This is a genomic window from Tenacibaculum sp. Mcav3-52 (genome assembly GCF_022347665.1).
In the GTDB taxonomy this organism is placed as follows: Bacteria; Bacteroidota; Bacteroidia; order Flavobacteriales; family Flavobacteriaceae; genus Polaribacter; species Polaribacter mesophilus.
Genome location: NZ_JAKRGE010000001.1, coordinates 951,185 through 970,685, shown reverse-complemented (window position 1 = coordinate 970,685; position 19,501 = coordinate 951,185). Strand labels below are relative to the sequence as shown.

Sequence of the window (19,501 nt, the reverse complement as noted above, 5' to 3'; positions counted from 1 at the left end):
CCTTATTTTATAATTTCTTTTTTTTCGTTCCGTCATTAGCAAATTTTGCTTTATAATTTTCTATAGATGCATCATAGCCTTGATCGGCCCCAATAGATAGCTCTGTACCTTCTCCATTTTTAGAGAAATCACTTCCTAGTTTTTTGTATTTGTCTTTATCGTATCGCTTGTCTTTTTCCATTTCTACACCAATTGTTTGTAGATTATCTCCTTCTACCTCTGTATCGTCTTTAGAAGCAATTCCCTTTGATTTGTATGTAGTATTTAAAAACTGACCTGGTAAGTTATCAATATCCATAGTCATAGCTTGTTGTAAAGCCTTTGTCAAAGTGCTTTTCGCCTTTGCTTTAATTTTCTCATCTACCTTTTTCTTCCCTTTATTGTCTTTACCGAATTCAGTATCTAAAACTCCTTTTAGTTGATTATTAACATTTACATCATCCTTTATTTTTGCAGTAACTTCCATATTAAAGTTTGTTCCTCTAGATTTGAAGAAAGAGGCCAACTTATTCTCAACATGCGCCATTTCTTTTTGATTATACATTGGTGATGATGGATAAATATTCATTGCCGAATTAACTCCTGAACCTCCAAATTGATCTCCAATAATATGAGCATTATCAAATCCTGGAGTACCATCTTTTCCTGCTGATCCTCCATCCCATTTTCCTCTTCCAATTCCATCTGGCTTACTTGACAAATTGAATCCTTTTACTTTTCTAGTTTGTACTTTGTCTGAAATACCTTTTATAGCCTCATCAAAAGTGATATTTATCTCAAATGTTGGACTATCTTCTCCTGCTTTTGCTTCCTTTGCGTCTCCAGCTCTTTTTGTCTTATATTCGGCTGTATATACTCCATTCTTTTCCATTAATTCCATTTCATCTGGAATAAAGTTTCCATGTGCTGGTTTGTAAGACTTGGATTTTCCTTTTTTTAAGACTCCTTCTTCAGTTCCATCACTTTCAATGTATATATTAGGATATGAACCAAATCCTTTTCCTGTTCTAAACTTATAGCTAGAATTTCTCTTATCAAGAATATAAACTTGTTTCTTGTCTATTTTATTAATATCTGTTTTTAATGCTTTGGTAAAAGACTCTAATGGAATACCTTCTTTATCTACCACCTTTTTATTTAAGTATTGATCTAGCAACGGTAAATTATCCTTTTCATCTCCTTTTGCTTGTACCTTACCAGTAGTATCATTAGGTGCTATTTTAATTTTAATATCTACATCGTTATCTTCTTTATCTTTAGCTAATGCATTAAACTTTATATCTAAATTTATTCCTTTTTTTAATTGTGGTTGGTATTTATTTTCTAGGGTTTTAGCTTCTTTCTTTTTTCTTGTATAAAACTTATCAAACGGTTCTCCTTTTTTTGCTTTTTCTCCTAATTTCTTTTCTATCTTACCTACAATCTTTTTATGTTTCGCTTTATCTTTTGCTGTTAATTTTGCTGGTTTTTGCTTTTTATTATCATCTTTTATCTTCTTTGCATGCCCTTTTTTGGGTTTCTTTTTCCCTAAAATCTTATTAAAGATTTTTTTAGCTTTTTTAATAACTTTATTAATGGCTTTGTCAATTTTCTTTCTAACTTTTTTAATTATTTTTTGGATTTTTCCGGTGAGTCCTGTTACTCCAACCAAAGCAGCTAAAAAACCTATTAATACTGGTATTGCTTTGGCTAAAGCAGTTTCGATACCTTTTGCTACAGCTTTAACATTTCCTTCTGCTAGCGCTTTAATACTATTTATAAATGCTGTAACTAATTCAAAAATTTGTGCCGCCCTTTCAACAAAAAACTTTACAATATCTATAATCATCATTGCAGCTTTTACAAAAGCTCCTGCTGGACTTAACAAGCCCATAACCCATTTTATACCCGCTTCAATAACTTTAGTAATTATCATATCTCGAATGGCATCCATAACCATTTCTTTGAGATTACTGAACTGTTCTTTTATATACTCCCAGAGCCCCATTACACCATCTTTTCTAACTATCTGAAAAATTTCAACAGCTTTTTCCATACCAGCAACTACGGGTTCTCCTAATAACTTTACCGCTTTACTCCTAAAATAATCCCATGTCAATCCTAACATTTGAGTTACTAAGCTGAATATTCCTGAAAGACTAAATAAATTATCTGGTAAAGTAATACCTACATTACCTAGTGAACCTGTAAGCCATTCTATTACTCCCTTAATCATGTGTTTTTTGATATTGTTCCCAAAATCAACAAAACCTTGTTTAACTCCTTGTATTAGATTACTTAAAAACCCTATTGGGTCAGAAATTATAGCTCCTATTGCACTTACAGCTGCTGCTAGTAGATTAAGCAGCATATCCTTTATTTTTAAAATAGTTTTTATAACACCAGCTAATGCATTTAAAGCAGCGCCAATCCAACCGGCACTTACGCTTTCTTTTATTTCATTAAACTTTTCTTGTAAACTATCAACATTTTCTTTGTATGACTGTGCTAAATCAGCCGCTAATTCTTCTTGTTTTTCATAAACTGTGTCTTCTAAATCTGCATACTGGTCATTAAAGTCACTATATGCATCTTCCGCCAATTTCTTTTGCGACTCGTCTAAACTGTCAAATTTCTCTTTTGATTTTTTCTTTCCTTCTGCAATAGCATCTAAAGCTCCATTCAATCCATCAGCTATGATAATTGAAATATCATCAAGAACCGAGTTCATTTTACTGATAAACTTTGCTTTTTCAACTCTAAATAATTTATCTATAGCTTCCGTATCTTCACCAAAAATCCAATCATCTATTACTGTCCATCCATAAATTTCGCCTAAGCCATCTTCAACATTTTCTTCAAAGGTTTTTTGAGCGCTCTCTGCTTCTTCACTAAACTTTTTATCTACATCTTCTGAGAGTTTTTCTAAACTTTCTGTAACTGTCTTTTTTGTCTCTTCATAAATTGCTTCAAACTCGGCATATATTTTTTCTTGCTCTGTTTTATCGCTTGTTTTATTCTCCGTTTGACTAGCTAAAACATTATTCTCTGACAATACTTTAGCTGCTTGTATTTGATCTAATCCCTCTTTACTATTTACAGTCGCTGTTTTTTGGGCTACCCCCAACTGAACTTGTTCTTTTTTTCTATACTTTACTGGCGCTAACTTTGCTTCGGTTTGGGCACTGTTCTTTTCTTCTAGAGCTCCTGTAAATTTAGGTTCATTAGATTTTGCTAATTGTTCATCCGTTACTTTATTTTCAGCCATATAATCATCTAATGACTGACTTTCTTTTTCCATTGAGATCTCTTGAGATGTCTTAGGTTTTGGAATTGCTGCTTTAGCGTTTAATGGTTTTGGGGTACTCCCTGAATTTGTAGGAGGTAATGGAACAGCTTCTACTGTTGGTTGTCCTGAAGCAGGAGCTGGTTTATCTGCCTCAGATTTCATTGGTCCTGCTAACTTATCGCTTTCAGCTGTAACTTGGCCTGATATATTTTCCTTTATCCCTTGAATAGGCTTCTCATCTCTAAACTCTTGTGCTTCTTCTGAGTTTTTAGGAAGTTGCTTTTCTAAATCATCTAAATTCTTTTCTAAAAGTTTTTTAAACGATTCTGGTGTAAATGGCTCTCTCTTTTTTTCTTCTTCAGAGGTTGCTGATAATGAATCTGCATGTGCTTGCTGATCGTTTTTAGCTGATTGTACAGCTGCTGATGGGTGACCTGCTTGCTGCTGTTCACCTACCTTAGATTCTGGATCTGGATGTTGTGATTTTTCTTCTTTTACCTTTTCTGTTTTTTTTATTTGTTGTTGAAAAGCGGGATCATCTTCTGGCTTTGTTGGTGCTTTAGGTATTTTTTTTTCTTTAACTGCTCCTTCTTCTTTTTTATCTTTTTCTGAGGTTTCTTCCTTTTCTTTTTTTCCTTCTTTAGCTTCTATTTTTACTTGAGTAGTGTTATTACTTTTCGGTTCTGTCACAGAAACACTTGCATCTTTTGCACTATTTTTCACCCCATTAAAAGATTGCTTTTCTGCTACTTTTTTAAGAGTCTCAACTTTATCTCCTCCTTCTTTTTTTTCACCTTTTTCTTTTTCAGAAGCTTCTAAAACTGATGCTTTTTGAGTTACTGACTCTTCTTTTTTTATTTTTTTAGGTTCTTTTAGCGCAACTTCCTCTTGTTTTTTTTCAGGTTTGATTACCTTCATTTCTGGCTTAATAAAAGGTGATGCTTCCTTACTTTTTAAAGAAGGATTAGAAGGTTTTGCTATATTTTGTTTTGCTCTAAACATTACTTATTGTCTTTACTGCCAAATACGGTAGTTTGCATCAAGCTTTAAATGAGATCTTGAATAGATTTTTATATAATAACTATCTCCAGGTGTAACACTAGCTATAGAAAAATTTAATGTGCCTGGTATGTTAGGTCCTAATCTTTTACTTCCTATGCAAGTATCCCATATCATACCACATTTATATACTTGCACACTAAAATCTTCTGGTCCTATACTCCCTGATCTATTATAACTTACTGAAACCTCCCCTTTAAGAGCTGAACTACTGGATGGCTTAAACGTTTCTGAATAACACGTATGAATAAAGCCACTTCTACAATTTCCTCTATGAGGTAGTGAATGGGTTGGTGAACATTCAGGATCAGAAAGTTTTTGAATTTTCTTCTGTACCATTCCTTTTTGCTGAATGGTATGTGTTAACTCGTGTGCTAGCAAATATTTTCCTTCTTTGGAGTTTGGATTGTATTTTCCTTTATTAAAATAGATATCGTTTCCATGCGTAAACGCTTGTGCTCCTATTTCTTGACTCATTTGAGCAGCCTCTGAGTGATTATGGATGTTTACACGGCTAAAATCGGCTCCAAAACCTGACTCCATTTCACTTTGTGTTTGTGAATCCATTTTTTGACCTCCATTTCCTCTTTTTAACTTACTTTCAAAAGAAGGTTTATTTTTTGTTGAAGTAGATTTTTCCGTTTTTGACTGCACAGCTTCCTCTTCTTCTTGCTTTTGTACTTTCTCTTCTTTTTCGCAATCATCGCACTTCGATTGTACTGTTTCTTCCTCTTCTTTACTCTGTACCACTTCTTCTTCCTCCATATTTTGAACGGGTTGCTCGTCTTCAGTAGTTTCCATTTTTTGTACTAAAGGTGTTACTTCAGAAGCCAGTGGTTTTTGCTGTATTTCTTCTTCATTTTCTTTTTTTTGTATTGAATTAGCTTCATTATTATTTCCTACAACTTTATCAGCCATATTATCTGCTTCAACTTCATATTGATCTCCTTTTCTTCCAAATGCTAGCTTCGGCTGAATAAACAAATCCTTTTTTTTATCTTTTGCTTGAACGTTATTAGCTTCTGGTTTTTTATCTCTTTTAAACATGACTTTTAAAGTTTTAGTTATATTTTACCAATTCGTAAAGATTAATTCCTTCATCCAAGGAAGTTTACATAAGCTTAAATTCCATGGTAATTTGGTATCTATTAAAATATCTTGTGTTTTTCTTTCAACTGTTAGCGTAGGATTGTCCTTGGTTAAATCTAGTTTTCCTTCTCTTTGTAAATACTCATTACGCAATAGGTCGTTTGAAGAGTTTTTTAAAACCGCCCAATTTTGAAGTACTGCTCTTAACAATTCCTCTGATTTTTCTTTAAGTTCATCACTCAGTACTACATTTCTTTCAATAGAACTTTGTATGGGTAGGTTGCACAAAAATTTTTCGAAAATTAAATTGTTTTCAAACTGTTGTTCTTTTTTAGTTGCTACATAATGTAGCAAGTGAACTGCTTCATTGGGTTTGATAATTTTGTTCTCATTGTCTAGAAAACCACATGTATTAAAAAACTGTTTTAAAAAAGGGTGTAATAAAATTAATCCCGCATTTTTTATAAGATGTGATTTAGGCTCGCTTATAACTTCTTTTTTTCTTAGAAAAGTATTTTTTAATGCTTCTTGATGTCTCCTTTTATATTCAGCTCTCTTTCGGTCTTCAGTAATTTTCTCCGTTTTTAAGTTTACTTCTTTATTTTCATAAAGATTCTTAATTTTCGCTTGCATTTTTATTCTTAATTCTTCTTTTACTTCTTTACTTTTCTCTTTTGATGATGTTTGCTTCTTTAAGGTTTCTTTTTTGTTTTTATTCTCTTTTTCTTCAACTGAAATAGGTAATTTAAGACTGTTTATTTCTTTATTTTTAAATGTTAATTTTTCATCTACAATTTTATTCTTCTCTAGATTTTCTTCCTTAATTATATCTTGACCATGGTTGGTAACTTCAAAGTCTATTTTATTTGATTGAATGGTATTTACTTCTTTATCTTTTTTATGATTTTTATCAAACCCTTCAGAAACTTCTATATTTCCTTCTTTTAGCTTTTGATGTTTTTTATCAACATTTTTAAGTTTATTTTTATCAATTTTAATCCCAAGCTCTTTTAGTTTTTTGACATTAATTTGATTTTTAAATATTGTGCTTTCCAAAATCAATTCTCCTAAAAAAAACATTAACTCTTCTGTATAATCCTTTAGAAATGTTGTTCTTTTTAATATTATTATTTCTTCTAGAATTTCATCTACTATTCTTGAAAAATCATTATTAATTGTTGCTTTAATAAAAAACTCCCATACGCTGTTTTTTATCTCATGATTCTTAAAATCAAACTTTTTAATTGTTGATAGGAAAGCCTCATATCCTTCTGGTTTACTGAAAACTCCTAGGAATAATATTTGTAATTCTTCAGTCTTAAACTGTTGAATCAATCTATTCTGTTGAACTTGATCTCTTAATGATTTTAAAAAGCGCTCTTCAAAAAATTGACTTTCTGTTATTTCAAACAACATCTTTTTTGTAAAACTTTTCTCTTCTTTTTGATTCCACCAAGCTGTTGTACCGTGTTGCAAAAAGTGAAAAAAAGTATCTAATTTAGATTCTGTTGTAGTAACCTTTTTTATAGTTACTTTGTGCAATTCTGGTGCTTTAAAAATTGCTTTTAGCTTTGTTATAAGTTGTTCTTTTATTTCTCTCTTTGTGCTGCTATCGTTTATAGATGTATTGCTATTAGATATATTAACCTCAATATTTAAATTTTCTATTTGTTGAATGTTTGCTTCATACTCGATTTCTTGAGAGTTAAAATATTTTTCTATTTCTGGAAATACTTCTTTCTGTAAAAAGTTTTCGATAGTATTTTTACACTCTTCTGCTACTTTTTTACTTTTCGTATTTACCTCAACAAATGCTTTTTGTATGGTATGTTCTAGGGCAGCCATTATGCGGTTTGTATTAAGTTTTCTTTTATAAACTTAGATATGTATTCGGCTTGAATTTCTACTGAACATTTTCTTAAAAACTCTAATAAAGCTTCTTCTTTTTTTATTTGTCCTTCCGTAAACCCTGTGTTAATTTCAATTAACAAATCTAGGAGGTCTTGTTTGATTTCATCTGACTCTAAAACTGTTTGCTTTTGACAATGAAGAATATTAAAGAATAATCTTACCTGTGCTTTATAATATTTTACAAGTAACGCTCTATTATCAGCGTTCTGTAAAGAAAGCATCCACGTATTATTTAATAAATCTAAAAACAGTTCAGTTAATTGATTGTTGTTTTTTCCAGTTAAATAAGAATTGCTTTTATCGTCTATTATTTTTATATATATATCATTTGTAGGAACTACTACAGTCATGTTAACCTTACTTCCAACAATTCCATCATTCATACTAAATTTATTCGATTTATAGTAATTGTCAATTGCTCCTTTTGTTATTTCCTCACAGGTTTTATCTTGTATTTTTTCTATTTCTATAACTTCTGTTGTTGTATGCTCTCCGCACTTACTTGCTACCGTTAAAGAGACTTTTACTGAATCTCCATCAAAGTTGCTCAGGTCTTCTGTTATTGTTGTTCTTTTTATTTGAGGTTCTCTTTCAACTCCATTAATTACCCAAACATACTCGTCTCCCTTTTCTGAAGTATTTGTTAATGATACTATTCTAGTTTTTGAATCAAAACTATGTGTAAAACTTGCTTGTGGTGTTGCTGTAAGGTTAATTGTTTGTGTTACAAATGTTCCTACAATACCAATACTTACAGTTCCTGAATTAGTTAGTCCAGAATTAGCTGGTACAAACTCCCATGATTTTATTTCTTCATTAAACTTTACATTTCCACCTGTGAGTTGTACTCCTTCAATTTTTGGTCTTACTTCAACAGGATAAGACTCTTCATCACTTAAACAAAAAGTGGTTGGTATGTTTATTGTAAACTCTGGGAATGCAATAGTTTTTATAAACTTTGCGGTTGAAAAACAGCTATTATTATCAGTAATTGTAAGTGTTACTGTATATGTATTTTCTACTCCTTCTTTAACTGGTAATTTAGGATTAAAAAATTCAGTTCCAGACTCAATACCGTTAACACTCCATTGATACTTTAATTCTTTAGATTTTACACCTTCTGGAAGTATTGCTTCGAAAGCTGCTTCGTAAAATAATTGTCCATCTTTCCATACAAACCTCGATTCACTTTGTTCTGAAATACTTATTTGCTTAACTTCATAAATTTTTATTCTTGCATTGGTTGTTTGCCCATCTTCTAAAAACTCAATTATTTGACCATAATTTTCAAAAACTGCTACATCAACAACTAGTTCATTGTTTTCAATCGTTACTCCATTTATGGCTCCATCTGCAATGGTTATTGTTCCATTAACATTCGTAAATGGAATTCTTGCTGTTTTTTCTTTAGTGAAATCGATACAATATGATGGTTGAATAGCTAATTCAGATGGTGTTAGTGTATCAAATTTTATTGGATTTATAGGTATTTCTTTCGAACATGGTCCTAATGAAATTTTCAATCCTGGTTGTATCTCATTGTTTATATCATCAATTGGTAATTCATAATTATAAAAAACTTTATTATTTATAGGTGTACGTTCCACTCTGGTACCATCTCCCATAAAGTCCCAAGAGTACTTGACGTTATTAAAGAAATTAGCATTTACAAAATCAGTGTCTTTCCAATGTAACACGTAGGTTACTCTTGCTTTCGATTTATTCTCATTATATTCAATAGGTTGTTCTACTTCAACTAATAACTCTAACGCTGGATATACAATAAGTTCACAATCTGTAGGCTCATCATTAACCATAAATTTAATTGGTTTACCTAATAAACTTTTATCTATTTTAGTTACATCAATTTTCCATCTTTTATCTTCTTCATCTAAATAAACTCCTGACTCCACACCTTCAGGCACATTTGCTTTTACTTCTCCATCTAATGGTCTTACAGTAAATAGTAAAGAGTCAATTTCTATATCTTTTTTCAAACAAATAGTACTTACTGGCAAGCTTAAAAATGGTGGTTCTTTAGGAATTATGAAATTCACTGGAGCACAATCCGAGCAACACATATATGGTAGCGAAAAGTCTGCTACTACTGTATTTTTCAGTGTTTCATTTTCTTTAATTACAGTATTTTCTTCGAAATATAATTTTTTGTTAGTTTCTAAAACAACAGGGTTATATACCTGTAAAAAATATTCATCTTTAGGTACCAAATGGTCTTTAATAATAATACGCATTCCTACAGAACCGTCTTCGTTTATAACTGTTTCTTCAGCTTTTAGAGTTTTAGACATTCCTGTTTGAATCCAAATTCCATTTAAAAAAGCTGAAAAATTACTAACTGTTTCTGCTAATGTTTCGCCTACAAGCACAATATTGTTGCTAATATATTTTGTGTGTGGTGTTTTGAAATAATTCGCATCTACAAATGAAAATTCTATAGTTGAACTTTTATCCCATAGCTTTATTATTCCTCCATTTTTATAACTAATCTCATCTTTACTGATAGCTAAATCTTTCGAGTTTATAAACTTATTTGTAATGTCTAATTCTTTATCTGAAGTTACTGGTTGATTTTTAAATACGATGTTTAGCACTACATCATCAAACGTGTTTTTATCTGCTGCATTTTCGGTAACGTATACCATTACAAAAGTTCCTCCTGGAATAACTCCTGCTTTATGTTCAAGACCTGGATGTTGTTTTACAAATTCTGAAAGTTGTATTCTTTCTAAAATTTTTTTCTTTCTCTTATCTATTTCTGCAAGTAATGTTTCTAATTTTTTTCCTGAACAACAAACAATAGATAATTGATTAATTAATAAACCTAAAATTTGTTTGGTTGAAACTTCTAATGAGGTAGTGTTGTACTTTGCTTGTAGGTTTTTTACTTTTTTACACAGCTCTGTTATTGTTAGTTTATAACTTGCTAGTACAAGACTATCTATATCTCTTATGTTTAATGGAATTTTTGTATCTAAAATATACGTATGAACTAAGGTTTCTGTAAGGTCTGTTAATATAAAATCACTAAGTATTGGTTCTTCTTTCCAAACTTCTTTTTCTTTTATAGCCTCGGTTTCTTTATTCAATTCAACAATAATATCACTTGCGGATCCTTCTTTATTTTTACCTATTACACGATCTATTAAATAGCCTATTGAGTCTTCCTCTTTCGTTAAGTTTTCTTTTACAATATTTTCTTTATTAATCAGATAGTCTTGGTATTTATTTAAAACAGTTTTATTGTATTTATATATTGTTTCTCGTTTTTTAGTTTCTTCCTTAGAAAGAAACTTCATTTTATTTATTACTTCTTTGTCCATAAAAGCAGTGTCCGCTGCTACTTCTTCAGTTGCACTTATTCTTTTATCTTTTGATGGAATTAACCTATCCACTACTATGTTAACCTTTGGATTGGTTAATTTAAACGCTGAAAATGTTTTACTTACTTCTGATAAAATGCAATTTTGTTCTGCTCTCCATGCGTTTAACAACATTTTTAAATCTTCAAACTCACATTCATAATTATTAATGTTGATGTTTTGTTTCGTAGTATTGATGGAAAGTGTTTTCACATCAAAATTTAATCCGTATTTTTTTTTATCGTCCAAAATTTTCGCTAGTGCTTCGCGATACATTTTTCCTTGATGCCCTTCAATTCTATAAAAGTCATTGTTATCAATGTTATATGATAATGGGTTTTGAATTGCTTCTGATTTTTTAAGATTCTCTTTTTGATAGCTTAAATTTTGGTTGTCTCTATAATTTTTTGTTTTATTAAAATCCCAATTCTTTAAAAACTGTGAAGAAACGTTGTAATAAAAAGGAATTGCTTTGTCGCTTAAAGGAGTATATGCTTTTGATGGGGTTATTACCACATCTTCTGATTTTGTTTTTCCTATATAATTACTCGAAATAGCAATTGCTCTATTAATTAACAACTGTATTTTTTGAAGGTTTTCATTTTCATGACCTACAATAGTTGATTTATAAAGTCGGTGACGTAATTCTGGATATGCTGTTTCTTTTTCCAACTTTCCTAACATTACATGCTTTGGAAAAGCTCCTATATTTGGACAACAGTTTACATTAATATGAAGTAAAAGTTCTTTAATTTCATTATACGTATCTACCAAATCTTTGATAACATCGTACCTGTATTGAAAATCTAATGGAATAGCAAACGGACTATAATTAAATAATGCTTTTATTTTAGTAGTTATTGATGGTTTTTGAAATTTTGAGAATATCGTATCAAAACCATCAATTAAATCTACACTTATACTTTTGTCTTTAATTACACTATCAAACTGAGCTTTTAATTCTGAAAATGTTTTGGTGTTTTTCTCATTTAACACCACTCTTTTTGCTTTTACAACAGGTAACTCATCATTAATTTTATACCAATTGTGTTTTAAAAAAATAGTGTCTTTTGATGCAATAGCTTCTAAGTCTTCAATACTTATAAGTAATACTCGTAGCTTATTAATCTGCTCGATACCTTGATTATCACATGTTAGTTTATTACATAATACATCTTCGTTTGGATATTGTTCGAGATACAATAAAACAGCCATTTTTTGTATCTCTGGAAACTCAATTAAAGGGGTATGCGACTCATTTTCTTCACTATGTAATTCCCATAAATTATATTGCTTTTTTTGAGTATTTCTAAAACGCTCGTATTTGCCGTCGGTATCCTCAAATTTTTTGTAGAATGAAAACTTTTTTGATTTTATGTTTTCTTTTATTAAATCAAAAAACTGAATTAAATCTCCATCAGTAGTTACTGCTACTCCTTGAGTAATTTCAATACTCGACACAACTGTTTTATCTGTAGTAAATTTTGGAGTTACCTCAAACCCACAGGCTATTCCAACACCACTTAAACCTAATCTCGACAAACGGTTTTGATCTTCAAAATAGTCGATAAATGTATTGAGTTGTGTTTCTGTTAACACTTGATTAGCATTAAACTTACTATATTCAGTTGTAATTTCTCTTAGTTTCAGATTAGTCGTTTCCATACGTATTATGTTTTGGCTGTGTTAATAAATAAACACGTACTATTTTTATGAGTTTTCTTCGTTATTATTTTCTTTTTCTGATTGTATGTTTCCTATACTAGATTGATTTAGTATAATTCTTCCATCTAATGCTTCGTCTTCTGCATTACAATCGGTTAATCTTCCTACAGGATAAATCGTGTTTAACTGCTGCAAAGCATGTATTAAATCTAACAGCTCGTTATTTTCTACAGGTTGTTTTTGTTCTAAGTTTGTTTTTGCAAACAGGTATTTTTTATATGCATTTTCAAACTGCAACAAATCATTTTCATTATCAGATATAATTCCTTTACGCTCCCCTACCCAACATATTCTTGGTAGTACATGTGCTGGAAGTTCTTGCCTGATAACATCTTCCATATAGCGTCTAAAATCTGGGTTTGAAAAACGATATGTATATCCTGGTAAAACAATACTGACTCTATAAGAATAAGGATCAATCGTTCCACAATCTTCACAATCTTTTGCACAAATAGGTAGGAAGTTTTCTATTTTGTTACTCGTGTTTTTTGGTCGTAAAATCATCTGTTCTTCATTATAAATCCCTTTTTCTAAAAAATCTTTTTTTAGTAGGCAGAGAAGTTTCTTTAAAGCATTCTTTAATGCGTTCCTATTTTCATATTCACTTGACTTTGCAAGACTCGATTCACTGTTATCTTCATGCTTTTCACGGTTAACTATATTAAACCAATATTTTACAGAATTTGGTTGTTTTGATAATGTAGCATTATGGATCCTTATGTGCCCAACTCTCTTTTTATCTACAATGTCTTTTTTAAATACTCTCTCTAAATCAATTTCTTTTATTTGTAAAACTTGCTGTGCAATTAAATAGAAACCTTCTACTGCAATTTTTTCACTTGCATAGTTTTCTTGGGCTGATAACAAGATGTTTCCATCATTATCTCGTAATTTCCATCGATAGGTATTACTTCCTTCTATTTCTTCGTATATTTCAACATAAGACTCTGTAACATCTGGGCGCAATAGCATATGCTCTACTAAAAACATTCCTTCTTCTCTGAAATCTTTTTTTAGAAAAGAAATTATCTCTAACAATGCTTCTTTTAAATCATTGATGTTAGTATAGTATTTGTATTGCTTTGCAATGATGTAATCAGAACTACTCTTTGGCTTTTCTGGATTGATAACATCAAAAGAATACTTTACTGGAATAGAAGGTTTTGATGGTGTAGATTTATGAATTCTTATGAATCCAATTTGCATATTATTTGTAATACCCTCTTCAAAAGCTTCCTTTATATCTTTTTCCTTGGTTTGCACAATTTGTAATACTGCAAAGTATAATTCTTCAATAGCTAAAACTTTTTTAGCATAGTTTTCAGTTGCTGATAGTAATATGTTTCCATTAGTATCTTTTAATCTCCATCTATATGTGTTACTACCCTCTGATACTTCATAAATATCTACACTGGTTTCCGTTAAATATCTTCTTTTCTCATTGGAAATCCCCATTAAACGTGCTATTCGTTTTTGAAATCCAGATACGTTATTTGTATACCATAATTTATCTTGGTTTTGTTTGTAATAGTTAAAAGCAAGCCCTTTTTCACTACTAATCACTTTATAATCTTTTAAAAAGGCTTCTTTGTTTAATAGTACAATTTCATCAGTTGCTGTTCCATACAACGCTTTCATAATAAATGTGTATTCTCCAAATCGTTCTGCAAAACGCGCTAACAAATGATCTAAAATAGAATTTCTGCGTTCCACATTGTTATCAAACTGATTGAATAAAAGCTTTGTTAATTCATCATCATTTGATTGTGGATATTCACTTATAAGCTCATCAAAATCTTTAATGTCTTTTATCGCTTGTGTAAAAAATGTTCGCGTTTCTTGTCCGCTAATAGACAATAATGTTTTTACTTCTGATAAGTGTTTGAAATAGGTTGCTAAGATTTGATCGAAAAATGTTAGATAGGCTTTTAATTGTTTTGCTTTTGCTTTCCTTTCATTCGTAACATGTACGGCTAATCCTTCTTGACCGATTCCATAAGTATCCGGGAAATCATTTTGAATAGTAGTGTACTCGTTAGCTCCTATTGAACTTCCTTTTGGCAACGATAAAACCTTGTCTTCATCTGCTATTTGTTGCGATTCTATTTCATCTTCTTTTAATTGTTTTAAATACTCATCTACTCTATCATAGTTTAAGTTGAGAGGAAGGAATCCTTTGCTAAAATTAAACGTACTCTTTTCACATAACACAGGTTTTTTATCAGGGTCAATACAAACTACCCATTTATTTTCTTGGACTATATTTTCATCACAAAAACCTACAGAGATGTCTTTAATTAATTTTACCCCTTCAATGTTCATGATAATTTTCATCACATCTGAAAGGCGCACTTCTTTTCTCAATTCTGCTTTTTTCAGTTCTTTTACATCTATAAATCCATTCTTTAAAATAGGTCCATCAAAAACCTCATCAGTTGCATACCCTTTATCTAGCATTTGCTGAATTGAATAGAACTTTAAAGATGGAGATAGGTAGTTTTCTATTTGGAATAAAATATTAGCATATACCCACTCTTCATCTGCTTCAGGAATTACATCAACATTAGCACAAATAGCAATCGGTTGCGTGTCTACTTCTTTTATTTCTATTAAATCTTCACATAAATTTCTATTCTCATGATAAGCTGTTTTGATATTCGGAAAAATCTGCTCTTTTGTATAACCTTCTTCTAAATCAACTAATAGCGAATACAATCCTTTTAGCTTAAAATCTTTTTGAAATTCTGGTAGAATGTCTTCAAACTTTTTATAGCTTAATTTGTTATTCTTGCAATCAACAAACACTTGTTTGTCATAAACTCGTAGCCAACAATTTTTTACTCCTTCTAAATCAATAAACAATTTTCTATAGTCTAATTCATTGACTGGTTTGGTTGGGAAAATTTCTGAAGCTTTGTAAAATTGTGCTTGTAGCGATAAATTCGAATCTTTGGATGCTAATAAGTTTTCCAATGGTGTATCAATACGCATTCCTAAATCCGTAATGGCATAACACAACATTTCCAAAATAGTAACTCCTGGATCATGTGAATTGAAGTCAGTCCATAACTTACCTCCTAATTTTTCCAAATAAGAGATTCCTTCTTTTCTTAAAAAAGAAAAATCTAAGTCATCTTTGGTAGATATATTCTTTGGTATATTGATATGTTCATTTATAGCTGACATGTTTGTTCTATGATTTTTTTAGTTCCTTTACAGGTAGTTAATACAGTACTTACATTATGTGTTTTAGCAGATACTAATATTGATTTTGGATTACTTGGTTCTATTTTGTACACCTTGGCATCACCATTCATGGTTACATTCTGTAAATAATCTACATAAGTCAGTTTTTCTAAGTAGTCAATCAATATGCTTTTGTGCAGCATAATCCCGAAGGTTACTTCTTTGGTTTCGTCAAACGCCCAAGGTGATAGGAATTTCGTGATGTCAGTTTTTAGCTGCTCGGTGTAATAGTTTTCATCATATCCTTCATAAAAACTAACTTCTAAACCAATCGTTATTTCTTCATAATTAGGATTGATAACTTCAGCTTTTACATGCAAGGTGTTTAATGAATTGATATAATTCATAACACTATTTAAAGTAGCTTTGCTAACTCTTGGTTGATACATATCAAATACATTTTTATTTACGGTATCTGGTACCACAATTAAAGTAACGTGACCTGCTGCTGTAAAACTTGTTTCTGAAGTATGATTTAAACACTTCACTTTATAAATTTCAGGGAACTCCTGAAGAATTAAGTGTTCATAATCCCATAAAGTTATAGCTCTGTTTTTGTGACGTAAACGCTCGCTTATTCTTCTATAAAAATTAGCATCAGATTCTTCTGTGCTTCCTCCAAATGCATTGTAAGGCTGTGAAACTGATTTTATTTTCGGAATGCGTGTCACCATTTTTTTAATGGTCTCACTAGGTAACCCATTTTTTAAATGATTTACCTCATTATCGTTATTTTTGAAGGTAGTTAATACTGCTTGAGCGTGAATTCCAATCGCTTTACATACTGCATCATATGACTTATTCATCTGGGCTCTAATCCAAGTATATCCTGATGGTAATAATGTATTATTTGAAGTAGCTTCTTTAGGTATTGAAAACTTAACAATTCCTGATTTTAAGAAGTTGTCTGTATTATTAGTAATGATATTATTCTCTAACGTTTTCCATTTATTATTACAAAGAATTGACCATTGTATTTTTTCATTTTCTTCAAAACTTTCTACTAATGGGTTTTCACTTCCTTCTAATACTTGGATTAACAGTGAAAGGTTTTGCTGGGGCTCTACATTTTCTATTCCTAAAAATAAGTGACCTCCTAAACAATACTTAGGAACTAAAAAAGCTTGGACTGTATCTTTATCAAAAACATCGATGATATTTTTTTCCTCCTGTAAATACTTCTTTTCTGCATAATTTTCTTCATGCTGCCCAAACGGATGTTCGTGAAAAAGCTGAATACGATTTCCTTCCAAATTCATATTTTCCATCACAATAGTTTCTTCTGCTATATAATCAACAGAAATTGATTCTACTAATGGTGTATATGGCTCGTTAGGAAGGTTAATGCCTTTGTCTTCTGCACTTACTGCTAATGCGTACAACTTAGGGTACAACTGATGTAAAAATGATTGTTCTAATGTTAGTTGCAAAGGACCAGCTTTATCTATTTCGTAACTACTTCCTGTATTTTTTGCCTTAAACTCTGAAGTATAGGTTATTTCTTCGCTTTCTTCATCTACTTCTTTTTTTAACAAATTCTGGACTTCTCCTATGGTTTCTTTTGCTTCTCCCGCTGCATGTAATAATCTTTTTTTCGTTTTAAAGTAAGTATGGTCTTCTATTATTAATTCTCTTGAATCTATATCTTCACCTAATTCATCTCCATATGTTTCGATTGAAGAGTAACTTGATGGTTTTAAATATGCCTGATACCACTCTTTAAAATCATTTGGAGTGTTTTTCCAGCGTAAGTTTACAGTAAAGTTATTCCACTTTTTTGAAAAGGCCTCGTTATAGCTTACACTAAAATTTGAACCCTCAATAGGACGAGTTGTAAAAGGATGAAATGGTTTTTTGGTTCTTACAACTCCATTATCATTTTCAACAGTTGCTGATTTTACTCCTTTGACATCTGTTTTTATAGTAATCTTCTCTAGCACGTTTCCAGCTAAAAACCTGTAAAAATCATACCCTACTGTAGTTGAAACATCAAACTCAAAACGCACTAACGGATGTGAAGTATTATATTTTGTTAGTAAAAACTCTTCGTTATATCCTACTAATGCACCTGAATCATATCCTAAGCTAAATTTGAAACTTATTTGATTCGTAGTAATTAACACTCCATCATTTACATTGTTAATAGCAACCAATATTGGTTCAATCCATTTTTCTTTTCCACTTCCAAAAATTTGAACTGCTTGCAATAATTTACTTACATCAAAAGAGTTTTCTTCAAAATTATTTTTAAAATTAATGGTAACTGTTACTGTTCTATCTCCTTCTTGTAACCACAACATCGGTGAAGCAATAGAAAACCCAAGTTCAGCATCTGGCAACTCAGTAGCATTCTTTTCACTTGCTGGATACCCAAAAGGGTACCAATATGGTTCGTCTTCTGGTAATTCCTCTTCAATCCCATCTTTCGTATTTGCTACCTCACTTACTTTTATCTTTTTTAATTCTGCTGTGTTGTTGTTATAAATTGTTTTTATAACTCCTACTGATGCTTTATTAACAATTAACTCTTCTTCTGTTTCGTATACTAACGGATTCCCAAGACTGTCTTTTTTCGCATCCAATAAAGTGCCTTCTTCTATTCGTTCATCCGTTATTTTTTTAGCTAGTTCAAAAATTACATGTGCTTGATCTGGAATTGGTTCTCTTTTTTGAACTTGAAGTATTTCTTTGTAATAAAAATCTAAGTGACGTTTGGTTAAATTGTTAAATCGTTCTTTTGAATGTTCTAATAACTTTAAAAAACATACGAATAAAGTTAAATGCGGACTTAATTTTCCTTCTTGGGTATACCCCTCAAGAGTTGTCTGAATATTCTCTTTTAATTTATTGTATTCTCTTGTTCCTCTAAAAGGGATAGTTGATGTGGTTAGTTTTTTGAAAAAATGTTGCCAATCTCCTGAAGCTACTTCGTGATTTTCTGTAGGAAAATAATTTAGTTTTTTGGCAAAATTATAAGCAAACAATATCCAATCTTCTATAGTAAAATCGTGAAGTTCGAAATTTTCAGGATTCAATGCTTCAATGTATCGTAGCTCTTGACCTGTTCCACTTCGTTGCAATATGTTAGAAATGATTTTACTCATGATGTATCTTAGTTTATATCGGTTCCTTCTCCTTTATAAAAAGGGAAAACCACATTGGTTCTACTATTCGTAGCTCTAATTCTATATTCAATTTTTATAATCAACATTCCTTCTAAAGGATCTGTTTCTGAAACATCAATATGAATCACATCAATTCTTGGTTCGTGATATAAAATTGCTGTTTCTATTAAATCTTTAGCATAGGTTATTAGCGTTCTATCTAACTTTTCAAAAAGAAGCTCTTGTAAGTTGCAACCGTAATTAGGAAGCATAACACGTTCTCCTAATCGAGTAGTTAACAGTATTTCTAAACTACTTTTAATGTCTTCTTCTTCAGAAATCATAATGACTTCACTTAGATCTTTTGAAAACTCTGGCGGAAAACCCCAACCTATTCCTAAAAATGCTTTTTTATTTTCCATTATTATCCTATTAAAACTGTTGGTTCTCCTAACACAATAGTTCCTCCATGTGAAGTACTATCTCCCATTCTTGCTGCTGGCATTCCACCTATTAATACTGTTCCTGAACCAGCCACTATACTATCTGGTGGTCCGGTACAAGTAGCCATATCACCTACTCTAGCTGCTGGTAATCCTCCAATTAATACGGTAGGTTCTCCTGCTGGTAAAATTGGTCCTCCAACGTGAGGAACCGTTCCTGTTACCATTGGGCATACATGCATGTCTGTTATTCTTGCTGCTGGATTCCCCATTTTT

Annotated in this window: 8 protein-coding genes; all 8 read right to left on the bottom strand. The window is 31.0% G+C overall.

Annotated elements, in window-relative coordinates:
• Window positions 1–7 precede the first annotated feature (7 nt).
• From MHM83_RS04490 to MHM83_RS04455, 8 genes are read right to left on the bottom strand one after another with little or no spacing between them, the layout of a single operon-like run.
• Window positions 8–4,270, bottom strand: a complete 4,263-nt coding sequence (locus MHM83_RS04490) for a DNA/RNA non-specific endonuclease (RefSeq protein WP_239178578.1) — start codon at window positions 4,268–4,270, stop codon at window positions 8–10.
• A 12-nt stretch (window positions 4,271–4,282) separates the two neighbouring features.
• Entirely contained in the window at window positions 4,283–5,374 is a 1,092-nt protein-coding gene (locus tag MHM83_RS04485) for an eCIS core domain-containing protein (protein WP_239178576.1), read from the bottom strand.
• Window positions 5,375–5,398: 24 nt separating this feature from the next.
• Window positions 5,399–7,261 (bottom strand): contractile injection system tape measure protein, encoded by a 1,863-nt coding sequence (locus MHM83_RS04480; RefSeq protein WP_239178574.1) that lies wholly within the window; start codon window positions 7,259–7,261, stop codon window positions 5,399–5,401.
• Window positions 7,261–12,372: a PKD domain-containing protein gene (locus tag MHM83_RS04475; protein ID WP_239178572.1), complete on the bottom strand. Its 5,112-nt coding sequence runs from the start codon at window positions 12,370–12,372 to the stop codon at window positions 7,261–7,263. Before MHM83_RS04475 ends, MHM83_RS04480 begins: the two co-directional genes overlap by 1 nt.
• A gap of 45 nt (window positions 12,373–12,417) precedes the next feature.
• Entirely contained in the window at window positions 12,418–15,618 is a 3,201-nt protein-coding gene (locus MHM83_RS04470) for a hypothetical protein (RefSeq protein ID WP_239178570.1), read from the bottom strand.
• A complete protein-coding gene (locus MHM83_RS04465; RefSeq protein WP_239178568.1) occupies window positions 15,606–18,782 on the bottom strand; it encodes a baseplate J/gp47 family protein in 3,177 nt (1,058 codons plus the stop codon). Before MHM83_RS04465 ends, MHM83_RS04470 begins: the two co-directional genes overlap by 13 nt.
• Before the next feature lie 8 nt (window positions 18,783–18,790).
• On the bottom strand, window positions 18,791–19,204 hold the full coding sequence (locus MHM83_RS04460) for a GPW/gp25 family protein (protein WP_047790300.1): 414 nt from the start codon (window positions 19,202–19,204) through the stop codon (window positions 18,791–18,793).
• Window positions 19,205–19,206: 2 nt separating this feature from the next.
• A complete protein-coding gene (locus MHM83_RS04455; RefSeq protein WP_173359354.1) occupies window positions 19,207–19,497 on the bottom strand; it encodes a PAAR domain-containing protein in 291 nt (96 codons plus the stop codon).
• Window positions 19,498–19,501 lie beyond the last annotated feature (4 nt).

Excerpts from the sequence above, each read along its gene's own strand:
- MHM83_RS04490 (WP_239178578.1), bottom strand. The coding sequence starts at position 4,270 with ATGTTTAGAGCAAAACAAAATATAGCAAAACCTTCTAATCCTTCTTTA.
- MHM83_RS04485 (WP_239178576.1), bottom strand. The coding sequence starts at position 5,374 with ATGTTTAAAAGAGATAAAAAACCAGAAGCTAATAACGTTCAAGCAAAA.
- MHM83_RS04480 (WP_239178574.1), bottom strand. The coding sequence starts at position 7,261 with ATGGCTGCCCTAGAACATACCATACAAAAAGCATTTGTTGAGGTAAAT.
- MHM83_RS04475 (WP_239178572.1), bottom strand. The coding sequence starts at position 12,372 with ATGGAAACGACTAATCTGAAACTAAGAGAAATTACAACTGAATATAGT.
- MHM83_RS04470 (WP_239178570.1), bottom strand. The coding sequence starts at position 15,618 with ATGTCAGCTATAAATGAACATATCAATATACCAAAGAATATATCTACC.
- MHM83_RS04465 (WP_239178568.1), bottom strand. The coding sequence starts at position 18,782 with ATGAGTAAAATCATTTCTAACATATTGCAACGAAGTGGAACAGGTCAA.
- MHM83_RS04460 (WP_047790300.1), bottom strand. The coding sequence starts at position 19,204 with ATGGAAAATAAAAAAGCATTTTTAGGAATAGGTTGGGGTTTTCCGCCA.
- MHM83_RS04455 (WP_173359354.1), bottom strand. The coding sequence starts at position 19,497 with ATGGGGAATCCAGCAGCAAGAATAACAGACATGCATGTATGCCCAATG.